This is a genomic window from Spirosoma knui (assembly GCF_054780635.1).
In genome coordinates, this window is sequence record NZ_BAAGVY010000020.1 from 45,432 (window position 1) to 58,369 (window position 12,938).

The window sequence follows — 12,938 nt, forward strand, 5'->3', positions numbered from 1 at the left end:
GCCAATGGGGTCATATTCCATGATGATTTCATAGCTAAAGGAATTCCCATTGTCAACGTGAACCTGAAAGGCATATTGAGGATTGGTAGAGAATTTTCTATGCATAATGGAAATCGCTATAACCAGATAGGTAGGCAACAACCCTCTTACTTTATAGTTGGCGCAAATGCAGCTCTTAGAATTGGTAATAACGTCGGTATAAGCTGTACTTCAATAATTTGTGAAAAAGAAATCATTATCATGGATAATGTAAGGATCGGAGGGAACTGTGCTATATATGACACTGATTTTCATAGTCTTGACATAAGCAAACGTATAGCGACCGTCGAAGATAAAAGTATAGAGGCAGTAAAGCGGGCTACAGTTATAATTGAAGAGAATGTTTTTATAGGCGCTCACAGCCTGATCTTGAAGGGTGTCAGGATTGGTCGTAATTCAATTATAGGTGCAGGATCAGTGGTAACTAATAGCGTCCCAAACAACCAAATATGGGCTGGTAATCCAGCTAGGTTTATTAAAGAAATTTAAACTTAGTTTGAGAATCAAAACATGTAAAATAAGAGTTTTAGCATGCGAACAACGGTTAGTTTACACAAATCAAATCTTAACAGATATAAGACAGGCTTATATTTAACGATTATTTATACGTTTTTCAATAATTTTGGCTTACCAGATGGGTTAACATTTATGAGTATATTGAGCCCTTTATTTTACTTGTGGCTTGTTAAAAAAAGAAGAAAATTCATTGTACTTAAATTCTCACTTCCCTATTTATTACTTTCACTATTTCAAGGATTGAACGGCATTGAATTAGCAACTGATTTTTTACGCTCTTCAATTTTATATTTCACAATCTATATATTTATTTACACTGTCTATATATTCATATCTAATCCCTCTAACTTTACCCTGTTACCTAAATATTTCAAAACCACAGTTCTTATAAATTTACTATTCACAATCATAGCTTTTTCAACTCTATATACTCCTTTTGATAAAACATTTTGGTACTATAATGAATTAACTGTAGTATTAAATTTTCCAAGATTAAAATTACTAAGTACAGAGTCGTCTATATATGCACAAACATTTATCCCTATATTTTTTTATTATTTTATGACTACTTATTATAATGGATTGACTTATAATCCCAAAATGCTTTTCCTTTCAATTTTACCAATATTGCTATCCTTTTCTATGGGTGCATATCTTACGATACCACTTGTATTGTTACTATTCTGTATAATCAAATTTTATCAACAACCTAAATCCTATATAAATTTTCGCTTTGCTTCTGTATTAGTGTATTCTTTAATCATCTTATTATGCTTTTTAATATTAATTTATCCTGATAATTTTTTCACTAATAGAGTAAATAATATTTTTAATGGCGAGGATTCTTCAACTAATGGTCGCACATTTGAATCATTTCTTTTAGCATATAAAATAGCAGAGAAAAAAAGTTTATTTTTTGGTGTCGGGGCAGGCCAATTAAAGATTATCGGCAATGATATTATCAACATGTATTATCAGTACCAAGAAGGTAGTTCGAATAACATTCGTCAGGCAGTACGTATTCCAAATTCCGTTGCAGAGACTTTTGCCATTTTCGGATTTGTAGGCCTATTTTTCAGATTTGGTGTTATCATTACTTTGTTCATCAGAACAAAAGTTTTAACAAGCTCCTACAGGACTCTTGTCTTTTTATATGCATTTATTTCACAATTCACTGGAGGAAATGTAATTTACTTAGCTGAATATATACTCTGGATTTTAGCCTTTTCGCCTATTTTGCCAGATGATGTTTTTTCAAGGCGTACTTTGGCACTTCAGAAAACAAATTCTATGATGAAAGAAAAAATTTCGCCTGTAAAAAAACAGTATACATATGAATCGGACTAAGAAAATAACGATTATTACTGCCACTTACAATGCTGAGCGATTTCTTCAACAGTCAATTGAAAGTGTTTTAAGTCAAAATTTTTCAAACATAGAATACATAATTATTGATGGCGGTTCAACTGACCAAACCGTTGATATCATCAAACGCAATTCGTCAAAGATAACGTATTGGATTAGCGAAACAGATAAAGGCATCTATGATGCCTGGAATAAAGGTATAAGCAGAGCTACTGGGGAGTGGATCATGTTTCTGGGTAGCGACGATTTATTGTTACCAGGTGCCTTAGCTATGTATGTTAACTTCATTGGTACTTTACCGGCTGATACAGAGTATGTGTCTTCCCGAGTGCAGATGGCTGATGAGGAGTTAAACCCGACACGTGTCAAGGGATGGCATTGGGAGTGGCCTCGTTTTTTAAAAGACATGACAGTAGCGCACCCGGGTTCGTTACATGCTTGTACTTTATTTCAAAAGTATGGTATGTTCAATACAGACTATAAGATAGTTGGTGATTATGAATTATTGCTCCGTCCAGGTAAAGCGCTTAAGGCAGCTTATATAGATGCAACTACAGTAATTATGCGGGAAGGGGGAGCTAGTGATAGTTGGGCTGCTATTCAGGAACATTACCAAGCTAGCACTTTAACAGGTAAGTCACCCGTTTTGCCTGCTTCTGCCAACATGTACTATGTCGGGTTGAAGTTTTGTACAAAAAAGATACTCCACTCAATAGGCGTTAATGCCTATCTCCGCCGATAAGCACTCGTAACGATACCACTTTGCTTATGAAATCGAACGTAAAAGTGTTCGTTGATGCCCATGTTTTTGATGGGGAGTACCAAGGTACTCGAACGTACATTCGTGAATTATACCGTCGTCTGGCTACCTACGCTGGAATTGATCTGTATTTAGCTTCGTACGAAACCGAAAATTTAAAGAAAGATTTTCAGCAAGGAGAGAATGTCCATTTTCTCCAATATAGTACTCCTAAACGCACCCGACGACTAGCCGTAAACATTAATCAGTTAATTTGTAAACATCAGATTAACGTGGCTCATTTTCAGTACGTAGTTCCGCCTATTAAGACTTGTAAATATATTGTGACGACCCACGATATATTGTTTAAAGATTTCCCAACTGAGTTCCCACTTGCATACCGGTTGTCAAAAGGGTTACTGTATCAATTGTCTGCCCGCATGGCTGACGTCGTTACGACGGTATCTGATTACTCAAAGTCAGCAATAAGTCGACATTTCAGCATACCTGATGAAAAAATCCACGTTGTACCAAACGGAGTCAGCGAACATTTTTTCGACGATTACGGTAGGCAGGTCTGTCAAGCGCAGATTGCTTCCCGATACGGGGTAAATAATTATATATTATATGTTAGCCGTATTGAGCCCCGTAAGCGTCAGGCTAGCTTGCTAAAAGCTTACCTAGACGCGCAATTATATGAAAAGGGAATTCAATTGGTTTTTATTGGACATCAATCTCTTAGTGTTCCTGAACTCGACGGGGTTTATGAAAACCTTCCGGAAAAGGTAAAACAGTCAATCCACTTTTTACACGGTGTAAATGATCAAGACTTATTAACGTTTTATCGGGCGGCTCAATTATTTGTTTACCCATCAGTTGCTGAAGGGTTTGGCATCCCACCTCTGGAAGCAGGAGCGATGAGAGTTCCTACGCTCTGTTCGAACACCACAGCCATGAGTGACTTCTCTTTTTTCGGAGAACAGCACTTTTATCCATCAACAGAAAATATTAAAGAGCATCTGATTCGCTTTTTTACTAGTTCGAGACGGAGCTCTGATGAGTTGAATCAGATCGCTGATGCTGTACGTCAAAAATATTCTTGGGATCAATCAGCCCGGATTTTATACAACTTGATACAATCACTTAATTAAATAACTAGCAACCAACATGCGTATTGGCATTATCGGTACTCGTGGAGTGCCTAATCATTATAGTGGTTTCGAACAGTGCGCGGAATTTTTGTCTGTTGCACTTGTTGAGAAAGGTCACCAAGTAACGGTGTATAATTCCCACAATCATCCACACCAACAAAAGACATTCAAGGGAGTGGATATCGTTCACTGTTACGATCCTGAGTATCGTATAGGCACATTTGGACAATTTATTTACGACCTTAATTGCATTATAGACTCTCGTAAACGAGATTTTGACATAATACTCCAGCTAGGTTATAATAGTAATTCTATATGGCATTGGCTATTACCCCGAAAGCCGGTAGTTATAACTAACATGGATGGTTTAGAGTGGAAGCGTACTAAATTCTCACCAAAGGTGCAGCGCTTTTTGCAACAGGCTGAATCCTGGGCGGCTCATACGAGTGATTACCTTGTTGCTGATTCAAAGGGAATTCAACATTATCTTAAAGATAAATACCGTATAGACTCAACGTATATACCCTATGGTTCATACGTGTTCGACGAGCCTGATGCATCTATATTGGACGAGTATAAACTGGTTCCATACACCTATAACATGCTTGTGGCGCGGTTAGAGCCAGAAAATAGTATTGAGTTAATCCTTGATGGCGTTGCAAGATCAGAAGACAAGACACAATTCCTAGTTGTCGGCAAATGTCACACCAAGTATGGCCAATTCCTAATTGAGAAGTATAAAGAGCACTCAAATATTCGATTTATGGGTGGTATTTATAATTTAAAGCGGTTAAACAATGTACGTTTTTTTTCAAATCTATATTTTCACGGTCATACTGTAGGAGGTACCAATCCCTCGCTATTAGAAGCAATGGGGTCTGACTGTCTAATATGCGCGCATAATAATTCGTTTAACAAAGCGATTCTTGGTAGTGAAGCTTTTTATTTCACAGAAGCTTCAGAAGTCGCTAGTTTGTTAGAAACTATTTCTAAGAAGCAATATAGCGAGTATGTAAATATAAACCGAACCAAAATTCGTGACATTTATCATTGGCCATTGATTGTTGACCAATACGAAAGTTTGTTTATCTCTACTTTAGAAAGAACTCATATCTCTCAATCTAAAAAAGTAATATCGGAATCTGTTGGTTAAATATGCAAAGCAATATACACTTGTTAATACACTAGAGAATGGGTTTATAGTTGAATTGTAAAAATATACTGGCTGTATTATTTTTCAATAATAGATATCGCTCATAAATTATCAATACTTTATGAAACAACGGTTTGAAACTCTCGATGTTTTTCGTGGTTTTGCCGCTCTAATTGTGGCTGTTTACCACTTTTCAGAATCAAAAGGCAATTTAGGTAATATATCTTTAATTGGTGAAGGGCATCGCTTTGTTAACTTCTTCTTTGTATTATCAGGGTTTATTATTCACCATAACTACCAACATATAGTAAATGATTACCAGCTTAAAGATTTTGTGTTCAAGCGCCTTTTAAGGCTATACCCACTCCATCTCTTTATGCTAGTTCTGTTCCTGACTTTTGAAGTGCTAAAAGCTGTGCTCTTCCAAATGGGAATTTTTAATAATCATGCGTTTAGTGCAAACTCCTTTGTGGCTTTACTGCAACACTTGTTCATGTTACAAGGTATTGCGCGTACACCCTATGACTTTACGTGGAACTATCCAAGCTGGAGTATATCAACTGAAATGTTTGCGTACGCGACGTTTGCTTTAACCGTTATTTATACTAACCGGTTGGTTCCAAAATGCCGTATGATTAGTCTGCTAATGGTATTGGCAATAGCTCTTTTAATAGAAATACTCGGGGCAGGCTATGCACACTTCATCGCTTTATGCATATTTAGCTTTTTTTTAGGCTGCATAACCAATCGTGTTTACTTTTGGCTCCAAACGTATTCTTTAACTAATAGTCTTTACACTTCATTAGAAATTACAGGGATTTTAACTTTACTTGCATCAGTCTGTTACCTACATCAAGCATACGATCTGCTGTTGTCTCCTTTATATGCTATAGTTATACTGATTTTTGCTGCTGAAAAGGGTAAATTATCGAGACTTATCACTAATATATACACAGTTTGGTTAGGCACATTATCATATAGCATTTACATGACTCATGCTTTAATTGCGTCCGTTTTAAAAGTAGTTCTGATTAATATACTTAACGTTAGCGATTCGGCTTATGATTTTAGTTCAATTCTGTTCCTAATTATAGTTATAAGCTTTTCATTTCATACATATCGATATATTGAAACGAAGGGGAGAGTTGTCTTAACTGCAATTTTTGCCTATTGATGCGTGGCTAGTTCATAAAAATTCAACTTATTAAAGTAGCTTCAGTTGTTCAGCAGCAATATTTATTTGAAAGGCTTTTTACGTGTCAGTAAATGAATTATGCTTGCAAAGAAGTAAAGTGTTTACTTCTCAACCAAACCAGATAGCGTTCGTAATCTTTTGAAATAATTCTCCCAGGCTTTGTTAGCTCCAACTAAGGCATCTGTTGGATTTGCATTATCAGCATAAAGCCATACCGTCGTTATCTCCCCTTTATTATTCCGTTCGATTCCTTCGGATGTACACCAGGCTATCTCAAGTAGTTTCTTTTCTGCCAGATTTTCATAGCTTGTGTATATAGGTAAGTTCATCATCATAAACTTACTTTGATACGTATGATCGTTGAAGCCAATTGGTAAATACTCCCGGTTGAATGCGTACCACTCACCGGAATCGTTACGACGGATGCCATAAGGAAGGTTAATTCTAAAAAAGTCGCCAAGCATGCACGGTGGATTTGCAATTAAACCTACTGTTTCAATCTGCGAAGAGCCGTAGTTATAGAAGAGCTACGTTATCGTATAAATACGCCAATGTTAATATTTTAACAAATTTAGAAACGAATATTACAATATAACCAAAACTATGTTACTTGACTAAATTATTAATACATATATAGGGACAACATAAATGTGTAGATTACTATTTGAGCAACAAAGATTATGTAAGTTGCTGCTGGTAAAAGCATGCAGTCACTCGTCTGAACACACAGACCTTGCTTAGACGCGGGCATGAACCCTTGTCCACTACGTTTTAAGCAGCAGGTAACGTTCATGAGTAAACGCCATTGGAGCACTCCCGCCCTTTGGCTCTCGAAAGAAGTCAGTAGAATTTATCGATCAGGCGCTGCAAGCTTACGTAGCTCCTCCGCATGGCGATGCCCTATAAAGATTAGCGGTGCCACGTGCTGGTAACTTTACATATACTTGAGCAGGTTAGACTTCCCTCATCTGCCTATTTCTTAGGGATTTTTCACTAAGTTTGAATCGCCAAAATCTCAGAAACAAAATTAACCCGACAATCTATGCCATTTTGTTTACTACAAATCCAGACAAGCAGCTCTCTATCTGTATTCGACTGGGAATGTACTGGTCCGTCGATAAAGTGAATCCAACGTTGAATTATTGGTAGAGCTGGCCAGTTAGTCTGACTTGTTACGTGTCTGGTTTAGGGTAACTATGACGATAAATTAACTCGACAAGAGAAGCCAGGTCCAGAAGCCGCCCGGTACTTCTCAGTAAGACTCACCTAACCTCATAGCAGCTACATACGTAAACTATTGGTTCAGTACTTGTCAACTATCCCCGCTTCATCAACGTAGTCAGATCCACTGACAAAGCCAGCATCGTTATTATTTTGAAAAATGGGTTTATGAACTTAAGAAGACTATACACTCAGGCAGGACTTTACTTCATCGGGTTATGCATGTGCCTGTCGGGTTGTATATCCAGTAAAGAGCTCACTCTTTACCAAAAAAACGGCTCTGGCACCGATACCATTTCTTTAGCGGCCCGTTACGTTCCTACTATCAAAGCAGGAGACGTATTGTCCGTGCAGGTAAGCAGCCTGAGTCCGGAAGCTACGTCATTCTTTAACCCGTATGCCGTGATTTCGGCCGCATCGGGACCATCAGGTGTTCAAAGCCCAACAACGCCTATACCGTATCTGCCGGGTTATTTAGTCAGCGAGGATGGGCAAATCGAGTTGCCGTTAGTCGGCAAACAACCGGTACAAGGTTTAACGAGTAGTCAGGCATCAGCCGCCATCAAGCAGAAGCTACTCACTTACTTGAAAGAACCGACCGTAAATGTCCGGAATTTAAGTTTCCAGATTGCGGTCCAGGGCGAAGTCGCCCGCCCATCCCTGTTTCTGATCCCAACCGAACAGATCACTCTTCCCGCAGCGCTAGGCCTGGCCGGGGACATTACCATCCAGGGACAACGGAATAACGTATTAATCATTCGGGAAGAAAACGGGCAGCGTACCTTTAACCGGGTTGATCTGACTAAACGGGATGTATTTAGGTCGCCATATTATTATCTTCACCCAAATGATATTGTGTATGTAGAACCGGGCAAAGCCCGTCTTGCCAATGCCGATCGAACCTATCAAATCTTGCCCATAGTTCTTAGCGTTTTATCCGTATTAAGCATCATTTTAACTCGATAGTAGGCAGAATCTTATGGTACCCAATTCATATACTCAATTCTACGATGTGGATCAGCAGCCTAATTTCCGGGCCACATTGATGCGCTATGTGCGAAGCTGGCCCTGGTTTTTGCTGTCAATGATTTTAGCCGTAGGGGCTGCCTACCTATACTTATTGTACCAGGTACCTGTGTATAGGGTTCAAACTACGCTACTGATCAAAGACGATAAAAAAGAAGGAGCTTCTGCCGATGCGAGTATGTTGAAAGAGCTTAATCTGTTCAGCACGAGCAAGATTATTGAGAATGAAATTGAAATACTGAAGTCGCATACCTTAATGACACGGGTGGTCACGAGTTTAGGACTCGATGTTCATTATTATCAGCCAACTACCACTTATAATAAAGAAATCTTCAGTGAATCGCCGATTCGTATACTCGTCGAGAAGGCCAACTCACAGCTATACACGGATAAACTTGAGCTTGCTTTTGTAGATGCAAAGACGGTACAGTTGAATGGCAAAAACTACCCCGTAAACCAAAGCATTCAAACCCCATACGGTCGACTACGGATTTTTGTGCGAAAGCCACTTAATGCTGGTCTGCCTCCCCTGCTGGCGGAAGTATTTCCGCGTTCTATCGCGGTAAAAGATTATCTGAAGCGCTTAAAGGTCGAGCCTGTGACTAAACAGGCAACTGTCCTTACATTAAGCCTAGAAGAAGCCGTTCCGGATAAAGGTGAATTAGTGCTGAATCAGCTCGTAAACGAGTACAACCGGGAAGCGATTGTCGATAAAAATAAGGAAGCGAATAACACGCTTAGTTTTATCGAGGAACGGCTGGGGCTGATATCCGGCGAACTTTCGACTGTTGAGAAAGAAGTAGAACTTTACAAATCGACACAGGGTATAACGGACCTGAGCGTCCAGGCCGAAACGTTTCTGGCTTCTGTACAGGGAAATGATGCCCAGTTAAACGAGATCAACATGCGCCTGGGTGGCCTAGGTGAGATTGAGCGCTATGTGCAGAATCAATCGAACGAGAAAAGTATCACCCCTGCTACGTTAGGATTAAGCGATCCGGTTCTTACGGGCCTGCTCACCAAGGTATCGGAGCTTGAGTTGAAGCGGGAAGAAGCCTCACGAACGATGGCGGTCAATAGTCCATTGCTTCAATCGCTGGACAGCCAGATCAAAACGATCAAGGAAGGCATCAATGAGAATATACAAACCATACGTCAGCAACTCACCAGCAGTCGGAATCACCTGGTCGCCAACAATAAGCGGATGGAAGGTATGATTCGTACCGTGCCGGGTAAAGAACGCGCCTTACTAAACATTACCCGTCAGCAATCCATCAAAAACGGATTGTATACGTACCTGCTGCAAAAACGGGAAGAAACCGCGCTGTCTGCTGCCTCAACTATTTCAGACAGTCGTGTCATTGATGCTGCCTTCACCGACAACCTCCCGATCCGCCCTGTGAAGAGCACGGTTTTTCTGCTGTTTGGGATGATTGGTATGCTTATTCCGGCCGGGTTGATTATGGTCAAGGATTCCCTCAACAACCGAATCTTACGCCGGAAAGATGTAGAGGCCGTTACGCAGATACCGATTATCGGCGAAGTGGTTGAAAATAAAAAAGATGCTGGCGAGAGCTTAATATTCAAGTCACGCATGCATTCCGTTATAGGCGAACAGATCAGGGCGTTACGTACCAACCTACAATTCCTACGTAGTGATCCACACAAAAGTCAGGTACTTCTGTTCACGTCCAGTATTAGTGGCGAAGGCAAGTCGTTTGTTTCCTTAAATCTGGGAGCCAGTTTAGCCTTGGTCGGCCGCAGGACGGTGATTCTGGAGATGGATTTGCGCAAGCCCAAACTCCACAAAAGTCTCCATATCGAGAACCGGGCGGGTATAAGCAATTACCTGATCGGCGAGTCGACCATCGACGAGTTGATACAACCAATTCTAGGCACTGAGAATTATTTTATCATTACGGCCGGGCCTCTACCCCCTAATCCCTCTGAATTGTTAAGTTCTGACCGGTTAAGTCAGTTATTCGAGGAACTCAAAGCTCGTTTCGACTATGTCTTAGTCGACTCCCCTCCTATTGGGCTGGTAACGGATTCGCAATTGATAGCGCCTTTTGCGGATGCAACAATGTATATGGTACGTCACGATCACACGCCAAAGACCTACATTAAAATGGTCGACACGCTATACAAAGAGCAGCGTTTTCAGAAGTTAAGTATTATCCTGAACGGAGTTGGCGAAGGCGAATCGTACTACTACAGTTATAGCGATTACTATGAAGAACCGACGAAAAAGCGTCGCCTGGGGAGCGGTAAGGCCTAACGTACTGTTTCAGCCGTGTCACAACTATTCACAGCTTTTTGTCTAAACGTGATTCTCATTTTCTATGCTAAGTCTTGACTCGCACTACAAACCCTTGTATGTCTACGCAGAGCCACGGACCCGGCACTCTAATTCCGTTTATAGAAACATCGGTAAAAGGCTGTTTGATATCAGTTTTGCCCTGGTGATCACGCTCTTTGTATTGCCCTGGCTGATACCATTGGTCGGGTTACTAATTCGGATAGGCTCACCAGGACCCATTTTTTACATTCAAAAACGTACCGGTTACCGGGGTAGTAGTTTTCATTGTTTGAAATTTCGAACAATGGTCCACGATCCCAGAGCAAAGTTTAGACAAGCTACTCAAAACGACAATCGCGTAACGCCGATTGGCCGTTTCTTACGACGGACCAATCTTGACGAAATGCCACAATTTCTCAACGTCCTGATTGGTGATATGAGCGTTGTCGGGCCACGTCCCCATGCCATTCAGCACAGTGCTCAGTTTTGGAATGTAATGCCTGACTACCGAAAGCGCTACCGGGTTAAACCGGGCATTACAGGTCTGGCTCAGGTACGGGGCTGCCGGGGCGAAACATCGGATCTGATGAAGATGCAGCACCGGGTTAAGTATGATCGCTTCTATAATCGAAAAAAGAATCTGATACTGGATTTGTGGATCTGTTGGCTAACCATCAAATCTATGGTCAAAGGAAATATGAATGTCTGGTAGAAAGTACAGTCAACTAGCCGAATTGATTGATAATGCAGCCTGACCTTACCCGAATAACTGTCTAAAACTACGTAACAAGCGCATTGACTTTGTCAATCCCAGTAACGCCATAAGCCATGGAGCTCAAGAAAATATTGCTGAGAAACACGTTTGCGAGCGCCTGGGGGAAACTATCTGTTGTTATATTCCGGGTACTACAAATACCCCTATTCCTACATAGCTTATCCGTTGAAGATTTTGGCCGATGGATGGTTATCTATTCGCTGCCCGCCTGGCTCCAACTGGCAAGCTTAGGTTTCGGCAGCGTCGGTGCCAACGAACTAGCCATGGCCCATGCCTCTGGCGAACTAAAGAAGGCACGAGAAGTTTTTTCTACTAGTCTGTTATTAACTGCTATCATCAGCCTAATTGGGACCGTACTGATAGGCGTAACTGTATACATTGTTCCCATTTGCGCATATCTAGGCATTGATCCGTCAAGACGTAACGAGTTATCGCTTACAGTTATCTACTTAACAATATCCGTATTCATATCCTTCTCAAACGAACTGTTCGGCGGAAGGCTGCGTGCCGGTAGAAAGGCTCATTATTACATAGCGCTCTCAAGCTTCAGGCCCTGGCTCGAACTGCTAGTAACGTTTATTATCCTAAGGCTCACAACCAGGTTTGACATACTCGCATTGGGAATACTGGCTTCAACTATAGTACATAGTTTTGCCTTACAGATAATTAGCGTAAGAGCTTTACCCAGCATTAAGTTTTCAAGCAAAGACGCTGATTTTACGAGTGCGAGGTTTTTGTTTAGAAAAGGAATGGCATTTCAGGCTATCCCCCTTGGTCATGCCTTAATATTTCAGGGAAACCTGTTCGTAGTGCAAGGCATTCTTGGCCCTATTGCAGTAGCTACATTTAGTACGGTCAGAACACTTGTAAGATCAGCTAACCAGGTGCTTGAATTGATTAACCAGGTTATCTGGCCAGAGATAAATATTCTCATTGGCGAAGGCAACTTCTCAAAAGCAGCACGACTACATCGGACGGGCGTTTTCGCATCAATTGCCTTATCTTACATTGGCGTGCTTATACTAGCCGTATTTGGACAAACTATATATAGTTTGTGGACTGGGTCAACCATTGAACTACCTCAGGCGTTGCTACTCGTATTTTTATTACCAATTCCATTTAATGCACTTTGGTATACAAGTAGTGTGGTACATATGGCCTGCAATCGTCATGAAGGATTAGCAAGCCGTTATCTTGGTGCTTGTTTACTCTCCATACTTGTTTGTAGTATCCTGTCGTATAGTATTGGCTTATACGGTGCTGCAATCTCTACGCTCATCGTAGATCTTATTATGATACCTTATGTATTAAATAAATCATTTCAACTCACTAATGATAATTGGAGAAGTTTTACCAATGGTATATACGTTGACACAAAATTAACTTATAAACAACTTAAGACGAGGTTTTTAAATAACGTAACTAATAAAGCTCTTAGTGAGTAAATATAAATTAATCT

At 40.4% G+C, this 12,938-nt stretch carries 11 protein-coding genes; 10 read left to right on the plus strand and 1 reads right to left on the minus strand.

What is annotated here, in order from left to right:
* Positions 1 to 57: 57 nt before the first annotated feature.
* The 6 genes from ACYVIY_RS27055 to ACYVIY_RS27080 all read left to right on the plus strand — a co-directional run bounded on the left by ACYVIY_RS27055 (position 58) and on the right by ACYVIY_RS27080 (position 6,137).
* Positions 58 to 528 (plus strand): acyltransferase, encoded by a 471-nt coding sequence (locus ACYVIY_RS27055; protein WP_460979726.1) that lies wholly within the window; start codon positions 58 to 60, stop codon positions 526 to 528.
* 42 nt (positions 529 to 570) lie between these two features.
* Positions 571 to 1,902, plus strand: a complete 1,332-nt coding sequence (locus tag ACYVIY_RS27060; protein ID WP_460979728.1) for an O-antigen ligase family protein — start codon at positions 571 to 573, stop codon at positions 1,900 to 1,902.
* On the plus strand, positions 1,889 to 2,662 hold the full coding sequence (locus ACYVIY_RS27065; protein ID WP_460979729.1) for a glycosyltransferase family 2 protein: 774 nt from the start codon (positions 1,889 to 1,891) through the stop codon (positions 2,660 to 2,662). Before ACYVIY_RS27060 ends, ACYVIY_RS27065 begins: the two co-directional genes overlap by 14 nt.
* A gap of 26 nt (positions 2,663 to 2,688) precedes the next feature.
* On the plus strand, positions 2,689 to 3,810 hold the full coding sequence (locus tag ACYVIY_RS27070) for a glycosyltransferase family 4 protein (protein ID WP_460979730.1): 1,122 nt from the start codon (positions 2,689 to 2,691) through the stop codon (positions 3,808 to 3,810).
* Between the two features lie 16 nt (positions 3,811 to 3,826).
* The gene (locus tag ACYVIY_RS27075) at positions 3,827 to 4,963 is read left to right on the plus strand and encodes a DUF1972 domain-containing protein (RefSeq protein WP_460979731.1); all 1,137 of its coding nucleotides are present in this window, start codon (positions 3,827 to 3,829) and stop codon (positions 4,961 to 4,963) included.
* Positions 4,964 to 5,084: 121 nt separating this feature from the next.
* A complete protein-coding gene (locus ACYVIY_RS27080; RefSeq protein ID WP_460979732.1) occupies positions 5,085 to 6,137 on the plus strand; it encodes an acyltransferase family protein in 1,053 nt (350 codons plus the stop codon).
* 122 nt (positions 6,138 to 6,259) lie between these two features.
* Here ACYVIY_RS27080 and ACYVIY_RS27085 read toward each other — a convergent pair whose 3' ends face one another.
* Positions 6,260 to 6,622, minus strand: a complete 363-nt coding sequence (locus tag ACYVIY_RS27085; protein ID WP_460979733.1) for a hypothetical protein — start codon at positions 6,620 to 6,622, stop codon at positions 6,260 to 6,262.
* A 925-nt stretch (positions 6,623 to 7,547) separates the two neighbouring features.
* Between ACYVIY_RS27085 and ACYVIY_RS27090 the strand changes: the two genes are divergently transcribed.
* The 4 genes from ACYVIY_RS27090 to ACYVIY_RS27105 all read left to right on the plus strand — a co-directional run bounded on the left by ACYVIY_RS27090 (position 7,548) and on the right by ACYVIY_RS27105 (position 12,924).
* Positions 7,548 to 8,345 carry a polysaccharide biosynthesis/export family protein gene (locus tag ACYVIY_RS27090; RefSeq protein ID WP_460979735.1) on the plus strand — a complete coding sequence of 266 codons (798 nt, stop codon included), beginning with the start codon at positions 7,548 to 7,550 and terminating at the stop codon, positions 8,343 to 8,345.
* A gap of 13 nt (positions 8,346 to 8,358) precedes the next feature.
* Positions 8,359 to 10,683: a GumC family protein gene (locus ACYVIY_RS27095; RefSeq protein WP_460979737.1), complete on the plus strand. Its 2,325-nt coding sequence runs from the start codon at positions 8,359 to 8,361 to the stop codon at positions 10,681 to 10,683.
* A 64-nt stretch (positions 10,684 to 10,747) separates the two neighbouring features.
* Positions 10,748 to 11,416, plus strand: a complete 669-nt coding sequence (locus ACYVIY_RS27100; protein WP_460979738.1) for a sugar transferase — start codon at positions 10,748 to 10,750, stop codon at positions 11,414 to 11,416.
* Positions 11,417 to 11,532: 116 nt separating this feature from the next.
* Positions 11,533 to 12,924: a lipopolysaccharide biosynthesis protein gene (locus ACYVIY_RS27105; RefSeq protein WP_460979739.1), complete on the plus strand. Its 1,392-nt coding sequence runs from the start codon at positions 11,533 to 11,535 to the stop codon at positions 12,922 to 12,924.
* The last annotated feature ends 14 nt before the right edge of the window (positions 12,925 to 12,938 follow it).